This window comes from Aquabacterium sp. A08, from assembly GCF_011742065.1.
In genome coordinates, this window is the sequence record NZ_JAAQQT010000602.1 from 1 (window position 1) to 18,806 (window position 18,806).

Annotated in this window: 21 protein-coding genes, 1 tRNA gene and 1 riboswitch; of the genes, 14 read left to right on the forward strand and 8 right to left on the reverse strand. The window is 67.9% G+C overall.

Features of this window, described 5'->3' with window-relative positions; all coding sequences use genetic code 11:
• Positions 1-19 precede the first annotated feature (19 nt).
• Positions 20-96, reverse strand: a tRNA-Pro gene (locus HA630_RS09125).
• A gap of 8 nt (positions 97-104) precedes the next feature.
• Entirely contained in the window at positions 105-1,088 is a 984-nt protein-coding gene (locus tag HA630_RS09130) for a polyprenyl synthetase family protein (RefSeq protein WP_371809234.1), read from the reverse strand.
• A gap of 90 nt (positions 1,089-1,178) precedes the next feature.
• Positions 1,179-1,291: riboswitch (S-adenosyl-L-homocysteine riboswitch) on the forward strand.
• An 82-nt stretch (positions 1,292-1,373) separates the two neighbouring features.
• Between HA630_RS09130 and ahcY the strand changes: the two genes are divergently transcribed.
• The 4 genes from ahcY to HA630_RS23575 all read left to right on the forward strand — a co-directional run bounded on the left by ahcY (position 1,374) and on the right by HA630_RS23575 (position 4,918).
• Positions 1,374-2,810 (forward strand): adenosylhomocysteinase, encoded by a 1,437-nt coding sequence (gene ahcY / locus HA630_RS09135; protein ID WP_166834224.1) that lies wholly within the window; start codon positions 1,374-1,376, stop codon positions 2,808-2,810.
• 6 nt (positions 2,811-2,816) lie between these two features.
• A complete protein-coding gene (locus HA630_RS09140; protein WP_166834222.1) occupies positions 2,817-3,590 on the forward strand; it encodes a TlyA family RNA methyltransferase in 774 nt (257 codons plus the stop codon).
• On the forward strand, positions 3,575-4,405 hold the full coding sequence (metF, locus tag HA630_RS09145) for a methylenetetrahydrofolate reductase [NAD(P)H] (RefSeq protein ID WP_166834220.1): 831 nt from the start codon (positions 3,575-3,577) through the stop codon (positions 4,403-4,405). Before HA630_RS09140 ends, metF begins: the two co-directional genes overlap by 16 nt.
• Before the next feature lie 213 nt (positions 4,406-4,618).
• The gene (locus HA630_RS23575) at positions 4,619-4,918 is read left to right on the forward strand and encodes a septal ring lytic transglycosylase RlpA family protein (protein WP_243855420.1); all 300 of its coding nucleotides are present in this window, start codon (positions 4,619-4,621) and stop codon (positions 4,916-4,918) included.
• A 12-nt stretch (positions 4,919-4,930) separates the two neighbouring features.
• Here HA630_RS23575 and HA630_RS09155 read toward each other — a convergent pair whose 3' ends face one another.
• Together HA630_RS09155 and HA630_RS09160 are read right to left on the reverse strand one after the other, a co-directional pair.
• A complete protein-coding gene (locus tag HA630_RS09155) occupies positions 4,931-5,848 on the reverse strand; it encodes a 23S rRNA (adenine(2030)-N(6))-methyltransferase RlmJ (protein ID WP_166834218.1) in 918 nt (305 codons plus the stop codon).
• A gap of 59 nt (positions 5,849-5,907) precedes the next feature.
• A complete protein-coding gene (locus HA630_RS09160) occupies positions 5,908-7,080 on the reverse strand; it encodes a branched-chain amino acid ABC transporter substrate-binding protein (RefSeq protein WP_166834216.1) in 1,173 nt (390 codons plus the stop codon).
• Positions 7,081-7,353: 273 nt separating this feature from the next.
• Here HA630_RS09160 and rplM point away from each other — a divergent pair, with 273 nt between their 5' ends.
• The 3 genes from rplM to erpA all read left to right on the forward strand — a co-directional run bounded on the left by rplM (position 7,354) and on the right by erpA (position 8,769).
• On the forward strand, positions 7,354-7,788 hold the full coding sequence (gene rplM, locus HA630_RS09165; protein WP_166834214.1) for a 50S ribosomal protein L13: 435 nt from the start codon (positions 7,354-7,356) through the stop codon (positions 7,786-7,788).
• A gap of 9 nt (positions 7,789-7,797) precedes the next feature.
• Positions 7,798-8,190 carry a 30S ribosomal protein S9 gene (rpsI, locus tag HA630_RS09170; RefSeq protein WP_166834212.1) on the forward strand — a complete coding sequence of 131 codons (393 nt, stop codon included), beginning with the start codon at positions 7,798-7,800 and terminating at the stop codon, positions 8,188-8,190.
• 213 nt (positions 8,191-8,403) lie between these two features.
• Entirely contained in the window at positions 8,404-8,769 is a 366-nt protein-coding gene (gene erpA / locus HA630_RS09175; protein ID WP_166834211.1) for an iron-sulfur cluster insertion protein ErpA, read from the forward strand.
• 32 nt (positions 8,770-8,801) lie between these two features.
• Here erpA and HA630_RS09180 read toward each other — a convergent pair whose 3' ends face one another.
• Together HA630_RS09180 and HA630_RS09185 are read right to left on the reverse strand one after the other, a co-directional pair.
• Entirely contained in the window at positions 8,802-9,923 is a 1,122-nt protein-coding gene (locus tag HA630_RS09180) for an anhydro-N-acetylmuramic acid kinase (protein WP_166834209.1), read from the reverse strand.
• 14 nt (positions 9,924-9,937) lie between these two features.
• Positions 9,938-11,269, reverse strand: a complete 1,332-nt coding sequence (locus tag HA630_RS09185; RefSeq protein WP_166834207.1) for a M23 family metallopeptidase — start codon at positions 11,267-11,269, stop codon at positions 9,938-9,940.
• A 203-nt stretch (positions 11,270-11,472) separates the two neighbouring features.
• Here HA630_RS09185 and tyrS point away from each other — a divergent pair, with 203 nt between their 5' ends.
• From tyrS to dbpA, 5 genes are read left to right on the forward strand one after another with little or no spacing between them, the layout of a single operon-like run.
• A complete protein-coding gene (gene tyrS, locus HA630_RS09190) occupies positions 11,473-12,720 on the forward strand; it encodes a tyrosine--tRNA ligase (RefSeq protein ID WP_166834205.1) in 1,248 nt (415 codons plus the stop codon).
• A 17-nt stretch (positions 12,721-12,737) separates the two neighbouring features.
• Positions 12,738-13,658, forward strand: coding sequence for a cation diffusion facilitator family transporter (locus HA630_RS09195; RefSeq protein ID WP_166834203.1), 921 nt, complete (start codon positions 12,738-12,740; stop codon positions 13,656-13,658).
• On the forward strand, positions 13,655-14,098 hold the full coding sequence (gene dtd / locus HA630_RS09200; protein WP_166834201.1) for a D-aminoacyl-tRNA deacylase: 444 nt from the start codon (positions 13,655-13,657) through the stop codon (positions 14,096-14,098). The genes HA630_RS09195 and dtd overlap by 4 nt, the downstream gene beginning before the upstream one ends.
• Before the next feature lie 19 nt (positions 14,099-14,117).
• Positions 14,118-14,903 (forward strand): hypothetical protein, encoded by a 786-nt coding sequence (locus tag HA630_RS09205; protein ID WP_208300045.1) that lies wholly within the window; start codon positions 14,118-14,120, stop codon positions 14,901-14,903.
• Between the two features lie 7 nt (positions 14,904-14,910).
• Positions 14,911-16,311: an ATP-dependent RNA helicase DbpA gene (gene dbpA / locus HA630_RS09210; RefSeq protein WP_166834200.1), complete on the forward strand. Its 1,401-nt coding sequence runs from the start codon at positions 14,911-14,913 to the stop codon at positions 16,309-16,311.
• Between the two features lie 39 nt (positions 16,312-16,350).
• On the opposite strand, the gene ybeY is transcribed toward dbpA, so the two are convergent.
• Both ybeY and HA630_RS09220 read right to left on the reverse strand, forming a co-directional pair.
• Positions 16,351-16,803, reverse strand: coding sequence for an rRNA maturation RNase YbeY (ybeY, locus tag HA630_RS09215; RefSeq protein ID WP_166834241.1), 453 nt, complete (start codon positions 16,801-16,803; stop codon positions 16,351-16,353).
• Between the two features lies 1 nt (position 16,804).
• Positions 16,805-17,743 (reverse strand): PhoH family protein, encoded by a 939-nt coding sequence (locus tag HA630_RS09220; protein WP_166834249.1) that lies wholly within the window; start codon positions 17,741-17,743, stop codon positions 16,805-16,807.
• A 29-nt stretch (positions 17,744-17,772) separates the two neighbouring features.
• On the opposite strand from HA630_RS09220, the gene ruvA reads away from it, so the two are divergent.
• Together ruvA and HA630_RS09230 are read left to right on the forward strand one after the other, a co-directional pair.
• Positions 17,773-18,348 carry a Holliday junction branch migration protein RuvA gene (gene ruvA, locus HA630_RS09225; RefSeq protein WP_166834251.1) on the forward strand — a complete coding sequence of 192 codons (576 nt, stop codon included), beginning with the start codon at positions 17,773-17,775 and terminating at the stop codon, positions 18,346-18,348.
• A 9-nt stretch (positions 18,349-18,357) separates the two neighbouring features.
• The coding region (locus tag HA630_RS09230; RefSeq protein WP_166834253.1) for an AAA family ATPase at positions 18,358-18,806 on the forward strand (449 nt) is incomplete at its 3' end.

The window sequence follows — 18,806 nt, forward strand, 5'->3', positions numbered from 1 at the left end:
CGATGTGTCAAAGAATTCCTGGTCGGGGTGAGAGGATTCGAACCTCCGGCCTCTACGTCCCGAACGTAGCGCTCTACCAGGCTAAGCTACACCCCGATGGGTTCTCAGGAGCGTCGCTCCAACAGAACAGCCGCCAATTGTACCAAACCTTCGGCGTAAAAATTCGCGGGCAGTGCACGTGCCGCGTCGATCGCACGTTGCGCCTCGGCCATGGCCGCCCGGCGCGCGTCTTCCAGGCCGCCGCTGTCCTTGACGACGCGCAAAATCTCGTCCAGTTGCGCGGTGTCGCCCTGCTCGATGGCCGCGCGGATCATCGCCGCGTCGGCCGGGTCGCAGCGGCGCAGGGTGCAGATGATGGGCAGGGTCACCTTGCCTTCGCGCAGGTCGTCGCCCAGGTTCTTGCCCAGCTCGGCGGCGTTGCCCTCGTAGTCCAGCACGTCGTCCACCACCTGGAAGGCGGCGCCCAGGGCCTGGCCGTAGTCGGCGCAACGGGCTTCCAGCCCGGCGTCGGCACCCGCCAGGATGGCGGCCAGGCGGGCGCTGGCCTCGAACAGCTTGGCCGTCTTGGCACGGATCACGCGCAGGTAGGCCTGCTCGTCCAGCGAGGCGTCGTGCATGTTCATCAGCTGCAGCACCTCGCCCTCGGCGATCACGTTGGTCGCGTCGGCCAGCACCTGCATGATGCGCATGTTGCCCGCGTCCACCATCATCTGGAAGGCGCGGGAGTAGAGGAAGTCGCCCACCAGCACGCTGGCGGCGTTGCCGAACACCTGGTTGGCGGTGTCGCGGCCGCGGCGCAGGGTGGATTCGTCCACCACATCGTCGTGCAGCAGGGTGGCGGTGTGGATGAATTCCACCACCGCGGCCAGGCTGTGCCGGCGCGGGTCGGTGCAACCCAGTGCGCCGCACAGCAGCAGCAGCAGGGCGGGGCGCACCCGCTTGCCGCCGGCACCGATGATGTATTCGGCCACCTGGCCCACCAGCGGCACGTCGCTGCTCAGGCTCTGCTGGATCACCGCGTCCACGGCCCGCATGTCGGCGGCCACGAGGGACAGGGCGTTGGGAGGGGTGGGCGTGGGCTGGCTCAAGGCGGGGTCCGGCTGGGGTTTGGGCGATTATAGAGAGGCACTCCCCGGCGCTCGCTTGGCAAGCTGCCGTACCTCTCTCTATAATACAGGTCTGCCGAGGAGCGTTGCAGCGTCCACACCCGGGTGATCCGGCCCACGGGACGCGAGGCTCGGCAGTCGGTCAAGCCGCGCTTGGCCTCCATCCGCAACGACGCTCACCCACTGGCCGTGCGGTGAGTTCCTTTTTCTCCGAGTCAGTGGTTTTTTGACGACGCTTCGTCCGCGAAGCTGTGCTTTGGAGCCACCATGAACGCATCCCTGAAACACCCCGTGAACGCCGACTGCGCCATCACCGACATCGGTCTGGCCGAGTGGGGCCGCAAGGAAATCCGCATCGCCGAAACCGAAATGCCCGGTCTGATGGCCATTCGCGAGGAATTCGCGGCCAAGCAGCCCCTGAAGGGCGCGCGCATCACCGGTTCGCTGCACATGACCATCCAGACGGCGGTGCTGATCGAGACCCTGCAGGCCTTGGGCGCGCAAGTCCGCTGGGCCTCGTGCAACATCTTCTCCACCCAGGACCACGCCGCCGCCGCCATCGCCGCCAACGGCACGCCGGTGTTCGCCGTCAAGGGCGAAACCCTGGTCGACTACTGGGACTACACCCACCGCATCTTCGACTTCGGCGCCAAGGGCACCGAGGGCGAAGGCCCCAACATGATTCTGGACGACGGCGGCGACGCAACGCTGCTGATGCACCTGGGCAAGCAGGCCGAAAAAGACCAGAGCGTGCTGGCCAACCCCGGCAGCGATGAAGAGCGCATCTTGTTTGCGGCCATCAAAGCCAAGCTGGCCGAGGACAGCACCTGGTACAGCCGCAAGAGCGCCCAGATCATCGGCGTGACCGAAGAGACCACCACCGGCGTGCACCGCCTGAAGGAAATGTCGGCCAAGGGCACGCTGATGTTCCGCGCCATCAACGTCAACGACTCGGTCACCAAGTCCAAGTTCGACAACCTGTACGGCTGCCGCGAGTCGCTGGTGGACGGCATCAAGCGCGCCACCGACGTGATGATCGCCGGCAAGGTGGCCGTGGTCGCCGGTTACGGCGACGTGGGCAAGGGCAGTGCCCAAGCCCTGCGTGCCCTGAGCGCCCAAGTGTGGGTGACCGAGATCGACCCCATCAACGCCCTCCAGGCCGCGATGGAAGGCTACAAGGTCGTGACCATGGAGTGGGCCGCCGACAAGGCCGACATTTTCGTGACCACCACCGGCAACCGCGACGTCATCACCTACGAGCACATGGCCGCCATGAAAGACCAGGCCATTGTCTGCAACATCGGCCACTTCGACAACGAGATCCAGGTGGCCAAGCTCGAAGAGAAGTGCCAGTGGGAAGAGGTCAAGCCCCAGGTGGACCACGTGATCTTCCCGGACGGCAAGCGCATCATCCTGCTGGCCAAAGGCCGCCTGGTGAACCTGGGTTGCGGCACCGGCCACCCCAGCTTCGTGATGTCCAGCTCCTTCGCCAACCAGACCATCGCCCAGATCGAGCTGTTCTGCCACCCCGAAGGCTACGACGTGGGCAAGGTCTATGTGCTGCCCAAGCACCTGGACGAGAAGGTCGCGCGCCTGCACCTGAAGAAGGTCGGCGCCATGCTGACCGAGTTGAGCGACGAGCAGGCCGCCTACATCGGCGTGCCCAAGCAGGGCCCGTACAAGCCCGACACCTACCGCTACTGACCGGCCATGCGCGCGGACCAGTTGCTCGTCGAACGGGGCCTGGCCGCGTCGCGCTCGCAGGCCCAGCGGTTGATCGCCGCGGGGGTGCGCTGGCGACTGCCCGCCGCGGGTGAAGGCGCTTGGCGCCCCGTGGCCAAGAGCGGCGAGGCGGTGCCGGCCCATGCCGAGCTGGCCCTGACCGATGCCGCCGAGTCGCGCTATGTGTCGCGCGGGGGCCTGAAGCTCGAGGGCGCCCTGCGCCACACCGGGGTGCCGGTGCATGGGGCGGTGTGCCTGGACGTGGGCCAAAGCACCGGCGGTTTCACCGATTGTTTGCTGCAACACGGCGCCGCCCAGGTGGTGGGCGTGGACGTGGGCCAGGGACAGTTGCACCCCCGCCTGCGCCAGGACGCGCGCGTGACGGCGGTGGAGAAATGCAACGCCCGCGAACTGTCGGCCGCGCGCCTGCAGGCCGCCGCCGGGGCCCAGGCCACCGGGCCGTTCGACCTGGTGGTGGGGGACCTCTCCTTCATCTCGCAAACGCTGGTGTGGCCGGCACTGGTGCCGCTGCTGCGACCCGGGGGGAACGGCCTGCTGATGCTGGTCAAGCCCCAGTTCGAGCTGCAGCCGCAGGACATTGGCAAAGGCGGTCTGGTCAAGGACGCGAGCCGCTACGCGCAGGTGCAGGCGCGCATGGCGCAAGCCTGCGCCGCGAACGGCCTCACCCTGCGGGCCTATTTTGAAAGCGCCATCACCGGCGGTGATGGCAACCGGGAGTTTTTCGTATGGGCTTGCCCCTGAGTTTTGAGTTTTTTCCGCCCAAGACGGCGGAAGGCGCGACCAAGTTGCGCGCCGTGCGCGAGAAGCTGTACGCCAAGCGGCCCGAATTCTGTTCGGTGACCTACGGCGCGGGCGGCTCCACCCAAGACGGCACCTTGCAAACCGTGCAGGCGATTCTGGACGAAGGCCAGAGCGGCGCGTCGCATTTCACCTGCGTCGGTGCCACCCGCGAGTCGGTGCGCGAAAAGCTGGCCTTGTTCCAGCGCATGGGGCTGCGCCGCCTGGTCGCCTTGCGCGGCGATCTGCCCAGCGGTTACGGTGCCATGGGCGAGTTCCGGTACGCCGCCGATCTGGTCCAGTTCATCCGCGCCGAAACCGGCGACCACTTCCACCTGGAGGTGGCCGCCTACCCCGAAATGCACCCGCAGGCCAAGTCGCCCGAGGCCGACGTGGACGCCTACGTGGCCAAGGTGCGCGCCGGGGCCAACTCGGCCATCACCCAGTTCTTCTTCAACACCGACGCCTACTTCCGCTTTGTGGACGACGCCTACGCCAAGGGCGCCGACATCCCGGTGGTGCCGGGCATCATGCCCATCATCAACGCCAGCGGCATCCTGCGCTTCGCCGACAGCTGCGGCGCCGAGGTGCCGCGCTGGATCCGCCTGCGCCTGCAGGCGTATGGCGACGACGTCGAATCGATCAAGGCGTTTGGCCTGGACGTGGTGACCGACCTGTGCGACCAACTGCGCACCGCGGGCGTGCCCGGCCTGCACTTCTACACCATGAACCAGAGCGAAGCCACGCTGGCGATTTGCGACCGCCTGGGCCTGGGCTGAAGCGTGCGGATGGGCCGCGTGGGGTCTGGGCTGGCCCTGGGGTGGGTGTGTTGGCTGGCCGCGGCGGCAGCCGCTCAAGCCCTGCCCGAGGCCACGGCCCTGGTCCTGGCGCCGGGCCTCGAAGCCGCGGTGGCAGACGTTGATGTCGGCGTTGAAGCTCTGCCTGAGGCTGAGGCTGAGGCTGAGGCCGGCCCGCAGCCGGCGCCCCAGCCCTTGCAGCAAGGGCTGGCCTCGTTTTACCACCAGCGCTTCCACGGCCGGCGCACGGCCAGCGGTGAGCGCTACAACCGGCACGCCCTGACCGCCGCCCACCCCACCTTGCCCTTCGGCACCGAAATTGTGGTGCGCAGTTTGCGCACGGGGCGCGAGGTGGTGGTGCGCGTCACCGACCGAGGCCCGCACCTGGCCCGCCGCATCGTCGACCTGAGCCACGCCGCGGCGGTGGCGCTGGGCATCCAGCGCCACGGGGTGTCCGAGGTGCAGCTGTGGGCGCTGCCGGCCCACCCGCCGTGAGGGCGGCCGGGCTCAGGGTTGGCCGTGTTCCACGGTCCAGCCGGAACCGGTCGCTTCTTTCAGGGCCTGGGTGACCCAGGGCAGGGTCTCGCGCCATTGCGCGGCCAGGGTGAAGGGTGGGTTGATGACGTGCATCCCGCTGGCGCGCATGGCGGTGTGTGAACGCCCTTGGGCCACTTGGGTGCTGGTGCCCTCGGTGGGCGTCAGGCCCACGTTGAGTTCCGCCTGGGCCCAGGCGCGGCCCGCGCGGGTGGACAAACTCTTGAGCTTGCGCGCCAGGGCGTGCGCCTCGGGCCGGGCGATGACCGGGTACCACACCGCGTAGGTGCCGGTGGGGAAGCGCTTGAGCGCGTCCTCCAGGCAATCGACCACGGCCTGGTAGTCGGTCTTGAGTTCGTAGCTCGGGTCCATCAGCACCAGGCCGCGCCGGGTGGGTGGCGGCAGCAGGCCTTTGAGGCCCTCGAAGCCGCTGCGCCGCAGCACCTCGATCTGCTTGCCCCGGCCCAGTTCGGCCACCTGCTTGTCGAGCAGCTTGGCGTCGGTGGGGTGCACCTCGAACAGCTTGAGTTTGTCTTGCGGACGCAGCAGCGCCTGGCTGATCCAGGGCGAGCCGGGGTAGGTGCGCCACTGGGCGCCGGGGTTGAAGGCCTGCACCTGCGCCAGGTAGGCCTGGGCCATCTCGGGCACACCTTCGCCCTGGGCTTGGGCCTGCCGCGCGGCGGCCTGCAGGCGGAACACGCCCGCGTCCGATTCGCCGGAGGTGCGGGCATGGTCCTGGTCCAGCCGGTACACGCCGGCCCCGGCGTGGGTGTCCACCACGGTCAGGCCGGTGTCTTTCTGGCCGAGGTAATGCAACAGGGCCACCTGCGTCATGTGCTTGAGCACATCGGCGTGGTTGCCCGCGTGGAAGGCGTGACGGTAACTGAACATGGGGCGGATGGTACCCCATGACCCCAACGGCCCGGGGCAGCGCCCGGGCCGGTTCTGGGTCAGCGGATCACGGCCAGGCGTTCGCGCTGTCCCGCCTTGAAGGTGTACAGCGTCAGGGCGGCGTTCTGGCGGTTGCCCTGTGCGTCGAAAGCGATCTTGCCGGAAGCGCCCTGGTACTGGATGGCCTTGAGCGCCGGCAGGTATTGCGCCGGGTCGGCCGATCCGGCGGTTTCCATGGCCTGGGCCAGCAGCTTCACGCCGTCGTAGGCGTAGGGGGCGTAGGCTTGCACCTCCAGGTTGTACTTGGCCTTGTAGTCGGCACGGAACTTCTCGGACAGGGCCACTTCGTCGCCGTCCACGCCGCCGGCTTCGACGCAGTACACCTGGCCGTCGCCCAGGGCCTCGGCCGCGAGCTGGATCATTTCGCCGGTGCACAGGCCGTCGCCGCCCACCAGCTTGGCCGGCATGCCCAGCTGGCGCATCTGGCGCAGCATCGGGCCGCCCACCGCGTCCATGCCGCCGAAGAAGATGGCGTCCGGCTTTTTGGCCTTGATGCTGGTCAGGATGGCGTTGAAGTCGGTCGCCTTGTCATTGGTGAACTCGCGCGCCACCACCTGGGCGCCCGCCGCCGTGGCGGCCTTTTCGAACTCGTCGGCCAGGCCCTGGCCGTAGGCGGTGCGGTCGTCGATGACCGCCACGGTCTTGGCTTGCAGCGACTCGACCGTGTAGCGGCCCATGGCGCTGCCTTGCTGCACGTCGTCGGCCACCAGGCGGAAGGCGCCGGCGTAGCCCTGGCGCGTCAGCTTGGGGTTGGTGGACGAGGGGGTGATCTGCGGGATGCCCGCGCTGTTGTAAATCTGCGAGGCCGGCAGGGTGGTGCCCGAGGTCAGGTGGCCGACCACGCCGTTCACCTGGGCGTCGGCCAGTTTCTGGGCGGCCGCGGTGCCTTGCTTGGGGTCGGCGGCGTCGTCTTCGGCCACCAGTTCAAAGCGCGCGGTCTGCTCGCCGATCTTCACGCCGGCGGCGTTCAGTTCCTCGATCGCCATGCGCGCGCCGTTTTCGTTGTCTTTACCCAGGTGCGCCACCGCGCCGCTGGTGGCGCCCACGTGGCCGATTTTCACCACCAGGGCGGTGCCGCCGGGGTTGGCCGGCGCGGCGGTGTCTTCGGTTTTGCTGCAGGCGGCGACCGACAGGGCGGCGGCCAGGGCGATGTAGGCGAGTTGGTGGTACATGGGGCGTGGGGGGATCGTGTGAAGGCGCACCGCGGTGTCCAACCTGGTGCATTTCGGGAAAACCCGGATTGTAGGCAGATGCACCGAAACCGGGCGGTTCATCAGAGGTTTGCGCACCGCTTCACGGTGTCTTATAATGGAAGGCTTCGCAGCGATTTTTGGGCTCCGCGGCGAAGTGGCCTGTACGGGCCAAACCCCACCTAAGAGGTTGCCAACAGAGCAACACCGACCGTGGAAAAGGGCCCGCCAAACCTTTTCTCAGAGAGAAAAACCATGCAAAAAGCAACCGTCAGCGCCAAGCCCGCTGAGGTGGTGCATGAGTGGTTTGTGATTGACGCCACCGATAAGGTGCTCGGACGTGTCGCCAGCGAAGTGGCACGCCGTCTGCGCGGCAAGCACAAGGCCATTTACACCCCTCACGTCGACACCGGCGACTTCATCGTCATCGTCAACGCAGCCAAACTGAAAGTCACGGGCACCAAGGCCCTGGACAAGATGTACTACCGTCACTCGGGCTTCCCCGGCGGTATCTACGGCACCAACTTCCGCGACCTGCAGGCCAAGCACCCCGGCCGCGCGCTGGAAAAGGCCGTCAAAGGCATGCTGCCCAAGGGTCCCCTGGGCTACGCCATGATCAAGAAGCTCAAGGTGTACGGCGGTGCTGAGCACCCGCACACTGCCCAGCAACCCCAAGTGTTGGACATCTAAGGAGCCGCCATGATTGGTGATTGGAACAATGGCACCGGCCGTCGCAAATCCAGCGTCGCCCGCGTGTTTCTGAAAAAAGGCTCCGGCAAGATCACGGTGAACGGCAAGGACATCGAGCAGTTCTTCGGCCGTCAGACCTCGATCATGATTGCCAAACAGCCGCTGGTGCTGACCGAGAACGTCGAGTCCTTCGACATCCAGGTCAACGTCCACGGTGGTGGCGAATCCGGCCAGGCCGGTGCGGTGCGTCACGGCATCACCCGCGCCCTGATCGACTACGACGCGGCCCTCAAGCCCGCCCTGAGCGCCGCCGGTTACGTGACCCGCGACGCCCGCGAAGTCGAACGTAAAAAGGTCGGTCTGCGTTCCGCACGCCGCCGCAAGCAGTTCTCCAAGCGTTGATTCGCCGGGACCTGCGCCCGCCACAGGGCCTGTGCCCCGTGGTGGGTGGTTCAAAAGCCGCGCTGGTTCGTGCCAGGGCGGCTTTTTTGTGGCCAGGCCGCCAGCGGGCGCCCCAAAAACCCTGACGGGGGTGCTGGGAATGGCCGCCGGCTTCAATGCCTGACCCTTTTGCTATAGTATTTGGCCCATCTGTATCTGAGTGGAATTTGCACCATGAGCGCTCTTGCCGAACACGTCGACACCGAAATGCCTGCTCCGCTGGTCTTCACCGACAGCGCCGCGGCCAAGGTGGCCGACCTGATTGCCGAGGAAGGCAACCCCGACCTCAAGCTGCGCGTCTTCGTGCAGGGCGGCGGTTGCTCGGGCTTCCAGTACGGCTTCACCTTCGACGAGGTGGTGAACGAGGACGACACCGAGATGAGCAAAAACGGCGTGTCGCTGTTGATCGACGCGATGAGCTACCAGTACCTGGTGGGCGCCGAGATCGACTACAAGGAAGACCTGCAGGGTGCGCAATTCGTGATCAAGAACCCGAACGCCACCACCACCTGCGGCTGCGGTTCCAGCTTCAGCGTCTGACGCCCTGAGGCGACCCGGTCGGCGGTTTTGCGTCAGGCTGGGTACACCGCCCCCAGCACCCGGGGGCCGGCGGCGCCGGTGACCTGCGGCTCGTTGCCCGGCAGGCCCTGCAGGCAGCGGTGGGCCAGCCAAGCAAACGCCGCGGCCTCTACCTGGTCCACGGGCCAGCCCACGGCATCGGTACGGGACACCCGTAAGCCCGGCAGGTGTTGCGCCAGGCGTTGCATCAGTACCGTGTTTCGGGCCCCCCCTCCGCAAACCAGCAGCGTCTCGGGCGGTGTGGGGCCCCAATCCAGCCCTTCCATGCCCATGACCAGGCTGTGGGCGGTCAGTTCCAGCAGGGTGGCTTGCACGTCGGCCGCCGGCAGCGGCGGGTGCTGCGCCAGGTGCTGTTCCAGCCACGCGGTGTTGAACAGGTCGCGGCCCGTGCTTTTGCGGCCTCGGGCCTGGAAATACGGCTCGTCCAGCAGGCTTTTCAGCAGTCCGCGGTGGACCTGACCGCTGTCCGCCCAGCGGCCCGCGTCGTCGTACCACTGGCCGGTGTGGCGCTGGCACCATTCGTCCATCAAGGCGTTGCCCGGGCCGGTGTCCAGGCCCAGCACCCGACCGTCGGCCGGCAGGGCGGTGAGGTTGGCCACGCCGCCGATGTTGGCCACCGCGACCGAGGTGCCGGCGCGGCCGAACACTTCGCGGTGGAAAGCGGGCACGAGCGGCGCCCCTTGGCCGCCGGCCGCGAGGTCGCGGCTGCGAAAGTCCGCCACCACGGCGATGCCGGTGAGTTCGGCCAACAGCGCGGGCTGGTTGAGTTGCAGGGTGTAGGGCGTGGTTTGCTGGGGCCCCGGCGGTGCATGCCGCACCGTCTGGCCGTGGGCGCCGATGGCGCGCACGTCGCGCCTGGACAGGCCGCTGCGTGTCAGCAGGTCGTGGACCACGCCCGCGTACAAGTGCACGAGTTGGTGCGCGGCCACCTGGCCACGGTGCAGCTCATCGGGTCCGCTCTGGTTCAGCGCCAGAAAGGCGGCGCGCAGCTCGGGCGGCATGGGGGCATGGGCCGCGACCAGTGGCTGGGCGCGATCGGCCTCGAAGGCCATCAGCACGCCATCCACCCCGTCGAGCGAGGTGCCCGACATCAGGCCGATGCAGTGCTCGCGCATGGGCGCGGAGGGGGTCAGTCGGCGCTGGCCTGGACCACGGTGGCCGCCGACGCGAGTTTCAGGCGCATCGCGCCCGCGACTTCGGCAAAGGCCTTGCGCGAACCGGCCGCGATGGGCTGGCCTTCGCTGCTGCGCGCGATGTTCAGCGGGTCCTGGTGCTGGCCACCGACCTTGAACTCGAAGTGCAGGTGGGGGCCGGTGGAGGCGCCGGTGGAGCCGACCAGACCGATCAGATCGCTCTGGCTGACCTTCTGGCCCTTGCGCACGTCGATGCGGTGCAGGTGGGCATACACGGTGGTCTTGTTCTGGCGGTGCTGGATGTAAACCACGTTGCCGTAGCCGCGCTGCCAGCCGGCGAATTCGACCACGCCGTCGGCCACGGTGCGCACCGGGGTGCCGGTGGGGGCGGCGTAGTCGACCCCCAAGTGGGCCTTGCGTCCACCCGAAATCGGGTGGAAGCGCATGCCGTAGCCGCTGCTGACGCGCGAGAAAGCCAGTGGCGAAGCGAGGAAGGCGCGGCGCAGGCTCTGGCCTTCAAAGGTGTAGTAGGCACCCTTCTGACCGGGCTCTTCGAACCACAGCATCTGGTGGGATTTGCCTTGGTTGACGAATTCGGCGCTGAGCAGGCGGCCGTACTTCAGCACCTCGCCGTCGGCTTCCAGGGCCTCGTACACCACGCTGAAGGTGTCACCGGCGCGCAGGTCGCGGCGGAAATCGATCTCGCCCGAGAACAGGTCGGCCAGTTGCGTGGCCACGCCGTCGGGCAGGCGGGCCGCGTCGGTGGCGGCAAACAGCGAGCTGCGGATGGTGCCGCTGCTCAGGCGCACCGCCGTGGTGAATTCGGCCGCTTCGACGCGGGCGACCAGCCCCGCAACGGTGCGCTCCACCACCAGACGGCGGTAGGTGTCGCTGTTGTCGCTGGGCAGCCAGCGTGCCGTCAGGCGGACCAGGCGCTGGGCCTCGTCGGTTTCGGCCATGACCAGTTTGCCGGCCGGGCCCTGGAACAGGGCTTGCGCAGCGGCGTCGCGCCGCAGGAAGGCGCTGGATTCGGCGTCGCTCACGCCCAGGCGCTGCAGCAGGCTGACGGCGCTGTCGTCGCGGCGGGTGACGTCGCTGCGGAACAGGACGAAAGGCACCGGGGCGGACAAGGCGTCCTGAGGCACCAGGGCCGCCGGCTGCACCGGCTCCACCAGCTGCCGCACGGGCAGCAGGTCCAGGTTGTCGTCGATCGGTGCAATGCCAAAGGCGGTGACACCCGTGCCCAGCAGCAAAGCGCCGAGGCCACCCATGAAGCGCTTGGGGTGGCGCTGCAGTGCGAGCTTGATGCGTTGGGCCAATTCGTTCATGCAGGTGTCGGGCACAAAAGGCCGGCGACACGCTGGGGCAGCGCGGGCACCGGCAAGGGGTTACATTCGGTGGGGCAACGGCGGGAAGCCGGCCGTTGTGTTGACAGGGGCTGTGGCAGCAAGAAGCAGGCCAACTAGAATCCACGTCTAAACCAACAAGTATTGTACCGGCTGCGCCCCTTGACGCATCTGGAATAACCCTTATGAACGATCACCAAGCCGCCGAACCCGCTCCGTCCACCGTGCCGCTGTCCGAAGCGGTGCAACACGCCCTGGCCGTGACCCGGCGCGGTTGCGAGGAGCTGATCCCCGAGGCCGATTGGGTCAAGAAGCTGCAAAAAAGCGAGGCCAGCGGCCAACCTTTGCGCATCAAGCTGGGGCTGGACCCGACCGCGCCCGACATCCACATCGGCCACACGGTGGTGCTCAACAAGATGCGCCAGCTGCAGGACCTGGGGCACCAGGTCATCTTTCTGATTGGCGACTTCACCAGCCTGATCGGCGACCCGTCGGGCCGCAACAGCACCCGCCCACCGCTGACGCCTGAGCAGATCAAGGCCAACGCCGAGACCTACTACAAGCAGGCCAGCCTGGTGCTGGACCCGGCCAAGACCGAGATCCGCTACAACAGCGAGTGGTGCCTGCCACTGGGCAGCATGGGCATGATCCAGCTGGCGGCCAAGTACACGGTGGCGCGCATGATGGAGCGCAACGACTTCCACCAGCGTTTCACCGCCGGCACCTCGATCAGCGTGCACGAGTTCCTGTACCCGCTGATGCAGGGCTACGACTCGGTGGCGCTGAAGGCCGACCTGGAGTTGGGCGGCACCGACCAGAAGTTCAACCTGCTGATGGGTCGTCACCTGCAGGCCGAGTACGGCCAGGAGCCGCAGTGCATCCTGACCATGCCGCTGCTGGTGGGGCTGGACGGCGTGGACAAGATGTCCAAGTCCAAGAACAACTACATCGGCATCACCGAGGACGCGAACACCATGTTCGCCAAGGTGCTGTCGATCAGCGACACGCTGATGTGGGACTGGTACACGCTGCTGAGCTTCCAGTCGCTGGCCGAGATCGACGCCTTGAAGCAGGCGATTGCCCAGGGCGCCAACCCCAAGGACGCCAAGGTGGCGCTGGCCAAGGAGATCACGGCGCGCTTCCACAGCGCGGCGGCGGCCGATGCGGCCGAGCAGGACTTCATCAACCGCAGCAAGGGCGGCGTGCCCGACGAGATCCCCGAGGTGAGCCTGAGCGGCGCACCGCTGGGCATCGGGGCCTTGCTCAAGCAGGCCAACCTGGCACCGTCCACCAGCGAGGCCAACCGCCTGATCGACGGCGGCGGCGTGCGCGTGGACGGTGGCGTGGTGAGTGACCGTGGCCTGAAGCTGGACGCCGGCACCTATGTGGTGCAGGTGGGCAAACGCAAGTTCGCGCGCGTCACGCTGGCCTGAGGCCCCAGACCCGCCCCATGCCACCGAACGCGCTGCAGCACCTCACGCCCCAGCGGCTCCTGATCGCTTCGGTGGGGGTGGCGTTGCTCACCATCGCCCTCAAAACCCTGGCCTGGCACCTGACCGGTTCGGTCGGTTTGTTGTCGGACGCGATGGAGTCGCTGGTCAACCTGGCCAGTGCGGTGTTCGGTCTGGTGATGGTGACCGTGGCGGCCCGCCCGGCCGACGACGACCACCCCTACGGCCACCACAAGGCCGAGTATTTTTCGTCGGGGTTCGAGGGCATCCTGATCATTGCCGCAGCGCTGGGCATCGTGTGGGCGGCATCGGGCCGCTTGCTGGCCCCGCAACCGCTGCAGCAGATGGACTGGGGCCTGGCCTTGTCCGTGGCCAGTTCGGCCCTCAACGGTTTGCTGGCGTGGGTCATGTTCCAGGCCGCCCGCGTCCACCGCTCCATCGCCCTGGAGGCCGATGCCCGCCACCTGGTGACGGATGTCTGGACCTCGGCCGGCGTGGTGCTGGGCCTGGGCCTGGCCGTGCTGACCGGGTGGTTGTGGCTGGACGCCGCAGTCGCCATCGGTGTGGCCCTGAACATCCTGAAAGAAGGGGTGCACCTGATCTGGCGCTCGGCGCAGGGCCTGATGGACGAGGCTGTGCCCCCCGAACAACTGGCGCGGCTGCAGGCGGTGCTGGACCGCTTCGCGCGCCCCGACGGCTCGGTGCGCTTCGACCACCTGCACACCCGCCAGGCCGCCCAGCGCTGCTACCTGGACGTGCACATGCACCTGCCCCCGGACTGGACGCTGGCGCACGCCGCCGAGCTGCGTGGCGAGGTGGAGCGCGCCCTGATGCAGGCGGTGGAGGGGCTGCGTGCCACCATTGAGCTGCTGCCCGACGGGGTGGAGGCCCATTTCCACGGCCAGGAGGGCCCGCCATGAAAGCCGTGTTGCAGCGCGTGCGCGAAGCGCGGGTGGTGGTGGACGGCGCGGTGGTGGGGCAGATCGGCCCTGGCCTGCTGGTGCTGCTGTGCGCCGAGCGCGGCGACAGCGACGCGGTGGCCGACAAGCTGCTGGCGAAGCTCCTCAAGCTGCGCATCTTCAGCGACGAGGCCGGCAAGATGAACCGCAGCGTGCAGGACGTGGGCGGGGGGCTGCTGGTGGTGAGCCAGTTCACCCTGGCCGCCGACGTGACCGGGGGCAACCGGCCCAGTTTCACTGGCGCGGCTGCGCCCGACGAAGGGCGCCGGCTGTACGAACACTTTGTGGCCCAGGCGCGGGCGGTGCACCCGCTGGTGCAGACCGGCCGGTTCGCGGCCGACATGCAGGTGCATCTGGTCAACGACGGGCCGGTGACGATCCCCCTGCAAATGGGCGCCTGAGCGCCAACCCATCCCCACCATGCACGCCCCCTCTGCCGCCGATATCGGCGCATCGACCACGGTGCCACAGGCCGGGATTGCCGATGTGTTTGCCCCCTTGTCTGCCCAGGGCCTGCACCTGCACGCGGTGTTCGACCTGCACCGTTTGCCCGCCAGCGTGCAGGCCACCCTGGGCCTGAACGAGGCCGAGCGTGGGCGCTTCACCCAGCTCATCCTGATCGGTCACCGCGGGCGCGATTTTTGGGCCGCTTTGCAACGCCGCGGCCTGCACGGCAGCGACCCGGTGGACACCTTCGTGGGCGAGTGTGTGAAGGCCTGGATGGACGGCACGCTGGCCGGTCACGCCTGGCGCCAGGTCTTTCCCGGCCCGCACCCGGTGGGGCTGCAGGCCTTGGGTGCCCTGGCCGGCTGGCACCGGCCGTCGCCCTTCTGGGTGGGGGTGGACGCCGAGTGGGGCAGCTGGTTCGCCTACCGCGCGGTGCTGCTGACCGACACGGCCTTTCCGCTGACGCCGAAACGGGAGCTGGAGTCGCCTTGCTTGGCTTGTGTCGACCAGCCCTGTGTGCGCGCCTGCCCGGCTGGTGCCCTGGCCAGCGAGGCCACCGGCCCGTGGCGCTTGCAGGCCTGCCTGAGCCACCGCTTGCAAGCGGACTCGGGCTGTCAGGACCGTTGCCTGGCGCGCAACGCCTGCCCCGTGGGCGCCGAACACCGCTACCCCGAGGCGCAGACCGCCTACCACTACCTGCAATCCCTGCCCGCCATCCGCGCCTACGCCCAGCGGGCACCGGAGGCATCGGGCGGATAATCGCCCGATGAACGCATCTGCACAAGCCGCGGCCGGGGCCGCCTTCACCGCGCTGCCCCTAACACCGGCCACGCTCGACAACCTGACCCAACTGGGCTACACCGCCATGACCGCCATCCAGGCGGCCAGCCTGCCTTTGGCCTTGGCCGGGCAGGACCTGATCGCCCAGGCCAGCACCGGCAGCGGCAAAACCGTGGCCTTTGGCCTGCCCTTGGTCGAAAAGCTGGACCCGGCCCAGTGGCAGGCGCAGGCGCTGGTGCTGTGCCCCACGCGCGAACTGGCCGACCAGGTGACCGCCGAGATCCGCAAACTGGCGCGGGCGGTGGGCAACCTCAAGGTGGTCACGCTGTGCGGCGGCGTGGCCCTGCGCGGCCAGACCCTGAGCCTGGAACACGGCACCCACGTGGTGGTGGGCACGCCCGGGCGCATCCTGGACCACCTGGAGCGCGGCAGCCTGAGCCTGGACGCGGTGCGCACCCTGGTGCTGGACGAGGCCGACCGCATGCTGGACATGGGCTTTTTCGACGACATCGCCAAAGTGGTGCGCCGCTGCCCGGCGCAGCGCCAGACCCTGCTGTTTTCCGCCACCTACCCCGACGGCATTGCCCAGTTGGCGGCGCAGTTCATGCGCCAGCCGCAGACGGTGAAGGTTCGGGCCCAACACGACGCGGGCAAGATCCGCCAGGTGTGGGTGGAGGTGGGCGAGGGCGAGCGCCTGCACGCGGTGTCGCAGGTACTCAACCACTTCCGGCCGGAATCGACGCTGGCGTTCTGCAACACCAAGCAGCAGTGCCGCGACCTGGTGGCGGTGTTGCAGGCCCAGGGCTTCAGCGCGCTGGCGCTGTACGGCGAGCTGGAGCAGCGCGAGCGCGACCAGGTGCTGGTGCAGTTCGCCAACCGCAGCTGTTCGGTGCTGGTGGCCACCGACGTGGCCGCGCGCGGCATCGACATCGCGCAACTGGGCTGCGTGGTCAACGTGGACGTGACGCCCGACCCCGAGGTGCACGTGCACCGCATCGGGCGCACCGGGCGCGGCGACGCCGAGGGCCTGGCCGTGACCCTGGCCAGCCTGGACGAGATGGGCAGCGTGGGCCGCATCGAGCAGTTGCAGGGCCGCGAAACCCGCTGGACCCCGCTGGCCGAGCTGACCGCCGCCAGCCGCGAACCGTTGCGCGCACCCATGGCCACGCTGCAGATCGTGGGCGGGCGCAAGGAAAAAATCCGCGCCGGCGACGTGCTGGGCGCGCTGACCGGCGAGGCTGGCTTCGCCAAGGAGCAGATCGGCAAGATCAACGTCAACGAGTTTTCCACCTACGTGGCGGTGGAGCGGGGCATTGCGCGGCAGGCCGAGGCCCGGCTGTCGGCCGGCCGCATCAAGGGGCGCAGCGTGAAGGTGCGCCTGCTGTGAGCTGACCGGGGCCGGCAGCCGGTGTGTCGGCTGCCGCGCTCAGTAGGGGTTGGGCAGCCCCAGCCCGGCCAGGATCTCGATTTCGCGGGCTTCCATTTCTTCCGCATCGGCCTCGCTGGTTTCGTGGTCCCAGCCCTGGGCGTGCAGCGTGCCGTGCACCAGCAGGTGGGCGTAGTGTTGCTGCAGGGTCTTGCCTTGTTCGGCGGCTTCGCGGGCCACCACCGGCGCGCACAGCACCAGGTCGGCCATCACCACCGGGTCGGTGGCGTAGTCGAAGGTCAGCACGTTGGTGGCGTAGTCCTTCTGGCGGTAGTCGCGGTTCAGGGCCTGGCCTTCTTCGGCGTCCACGATGCGCACGGTGATTTCACCGTCGGCGTCGAGCGCGTGGCGCAGCCAGCGCTCCACCTTGTGGCGGGGCAGGGCGGCGCGGTGCTCGGCCACGCCGTCGAAGCGGCCGAATTGCAGGGACAGGGTGAGTGGGGGCAGGGCCATGTCAGTCTTTCGGGCCGTGTTTGTCGTAGGCGTCCACGATGCGGGCCACCAGCGGGTGGCGCACCACGTCGGCGCTGGTCAGGCGGTTGAAGGCGATGCCCTTGACGCGCTTGAGGACGCGTTCGGCGTCGATCAGGCCGCTGAGCTGGGTGCGCGGCAGGTCGATCTGGCTCACGTCCCCGGTCACCACCGCCTTGCTGCCGAAGCCGACGCGGGTGAGGAACATCTTCATCTGCTCGGGCGTGGTGTTCTGCGCCTCGTCCAGGATGACGAAGGCGTGGTTGAGCGTGCGCCCGCGCATGAAGGCCAGCGGGGCGATCTCGATCTGTTGGCGTTCGAAGGCTTTTTGTACCTTGTCGAAGCCCATCAGGTCGTTCAGCGCGTCGTACAGCGGGCGCAAGTAAGGGTCTACCTTCTGCGCCAGGTCGCCGGGCAAAAAGCCCAGGCGCTCGCCGGCTTCCACCGCCGGGCGGGTCAGCACGATGCGTTGCACCGCGCTGCGCTCCAAGGCGTCCACCGCGCAGGCCACGGCCAAATAGGTTTTGCCGGTGCCTGCGGGCCCGATGCCGAAGGTGATGTCGTGCGTGGCCATGTTCGCCAGGTAGCGCTGCTGGTTGGCGGTGCGGCCCTGCACCTCGCCACGGCGGGTCTGCACCACCACCGCATCCACGCCGGCGTCGGGCAGGGCGGTGTCGCCGCTGAGCATGAGTTGTACCTGCTCCGCCGGGATGGGGCTGCGCGCCATCTCGTACAGCGACTGGAGCACTTCCATCGCCTGTTCGGCCTTGGTCTTCGGGCCTTCAACGCGAAACTGCTCGAAGCGGTGCGCCACCTTGACCTGAAGCGCGGCTTCGATGGTGCGGATGTGCGCGTCCATGGGGCCGCACAGGTGCGCCATGCGCACGTTGTCGGGCGGGGAGAAGGTGTGGCGAAGAATCAAACCGATAATCCGAAAAAAGGAATCTTCCAATGATAGGCAAGTTGACCGGCACGCTGCTGGAAAAGAACCCCCCGCAAATCCTGATCGACTGCCACGGCGTGGGCTACGAGGTGGATGTGCCCATGAGCACCTTTTACAACCTGCCGGCCAGTGGCGAGAAGGTGGCGCTGCTGACGCATTTTGTGGTGCGCGAGGACGCGCAGATCCTCTACGGCTTTGCCACGCCGTCTGAACGTGAGGCCTTTCGGCAATTGATCAAGATCACCGGCGTGGGGCCGCGCATGGCGCTGAGCGTGTTGTCCGGACTGAGCGTGCAGGACTTGGCGCAGGCCATCACCGCGCAGGAAGTGGGGCGGCTGGTGAAGGTGCCGGGCATCGGCAAAAAGACGGCCGAGCGCTTGTTGCTGGAGCTCAAAGGCAAGATCGGCGCCGATCTGGGGCCGGTGGGCGGCGCGGCGCACAGCGATGCCCACAACGACATCCAGCAGGCGTTGCTGGCGTTGGGCTATAACGACAAGGAGGCTGCGGCGGCGTTGAAAGCGCTGCCGGCCGAGGTGGGCGTGAGCGAAGGCATCAAGCTGGCGCTGAAGGCGCTGGCCAAATAAGGGACTGGCATGGCGATCGAAACCGACGACTTTGCCCCCGCGCCCAAGCGCATGGTGTCCGCTGTGCCCGAAAGCAGCCGCGAGGAGGCGCTGGAGCGCGCCCTGCGGCCCAAGGGCCTGACCGAGTACGTGGGCCAGGCCAAGGTGCGCGAGCAACTGGAAATCTTCATCGGCGCGGCCAAAAAGCGCCAGGAAGCGCTGGACCACGTGCTGCTGTTCGGCCCGCCGGGCTTGGGCAAAACCACGCTGTCGCACATCATCGCGCACGAATTGGGCGTCAATTTGCGCCAAACCAGCGGTCCGGTGCTGGAAAAGCCCAAAGACCTGGCCGCCCTGCTGACCAATCTGGAGCCCAACGACGTCCTGTTCATCGACGAGATCCACCGGCTGTCGCCCGTGGTGGAGGAAATCCTCTACCCCGCGCTGGAGGACTACCAGATCGACATCATGATCGGCGA

Excerpts from the sequence above, each read along its gene's own strand:
- ahcY (WP_166834224.1), top strand. The coding sequence starts at position 1,374 with ATGAACGCATCCCTGAAACACCCCGTGAACGCCGACTGCGCCATCACC.
- HA630_RS09140 (WP_166834222.1), top strand. The coding sequence starts at position 2,817 with ATGCGCGCGGACCAGTTGCTCGTCGAACGGGGCCTGGCCGCGTCGCGC.
- metF (WP_166834220.1), top strand. The coding sequence starts at position 3,575 with ATGGGCTTGCCCCTGAGTTTTGAGTTTTTTCCGCCCAAGACGGCGGAA.
- HA630_RS09155 (WP_166834218.1), bottom strand. The coding sequence starts at position 5,848 with ATGTTCAGTTACCGTCACGCCTTCCACGCGGGCAACCACGCCGATGTG.
- HA630_RS09160 (WP_166834216.1), bottom strand. The coding sequence starts at position 7,080 with ATGTACCACCAACTCGCCTACATCGCCCTGGCCGCCGCCCTGTCGGTC.
- rplM (WP_166834214.1), top strand. The coding sequence starts at position 7,354 with ATGCAAAAAGCAACCGTCAGCGCCAAGCCCGCTGAGGTGGTGCATGAG.
- rpsI (WP_166834212.1), top strand. The coding sequence starts at position 7,798 with ATGATTGGTGATTGGAACAATGGCACCGGCCGTCGCAAATCCAGCGTC.
- erpA (WP_166834211.1), top strand. The coding sequence starts at position 8,404 with ATGAGCGCTCTTGCCGAACACGTCGACACCGAAATGCCTGCTCCGCTG.
- HA630_RS09180 (WP_166834209.1), bottom strand. The coding sequence starts at position 9,923 with ATGCGCGAGCACTGCATCGGCCTGATGTCGGGCACCTCGCTCGACGGG.
- HA630_RS09185 (WP_166834207.1), bottom strand. The coding sequence starts at position 11,269 with ATGAACGAATTGGCCCAACGCATCAAGCTCGCACTGCAGCGCCACCCC.
- tyrS (WP_166834205.1), top strand. The coding sequence starts at position 11,473 with ATGAACGATCACCAAGCCGCCGAACCCGCTCCGTCCACCGTGCCGCTG.
- HA630_RS09195 (WP_166834203.1), top strand. The coding sequence starts at position 12,738 with ATGCCACCGAACGCGCTGCAGCACCTCACGCCCCAGCGGCTCCTGATC.
- dtd (WP_166834201.1), top strand. The coding sequence starts at position 13,655 with ATGAAAGCCGTGTTGCAGCGCGTGCGCGAAGCGCGGGTGGTGGTGGAC.
- HA630_RS09205 (WP_208300045.1), top strand. The coding sequence starts at position 14,118 with ATGCACGCCCCCTCTGCCGCCGATATCGGCGCATCGACCACGGTGCCA.
- dbpA (WP_166834200.1), top strand. The coding sequence starts at position 14,911 with ATGAACGCATCTGCACAAGCCGCGGCCGGGGCCGCCTTCACCGCGCTG.
- ybeY (WP_166834241.1), bottom strand. The coding sequence starts at position 16,803 with ATGGCCCTGCCCCCACTCACCCTGTCCCTGCAATTCGGCCGCTTCGAC.
- ruvA (WP_166834251.1), top strand. The coding sequence starts at position 17,773 with ATGATAGGCAAGTTGACCGGCACGCTGCTGGAAAAGAACCCCCCGCAA.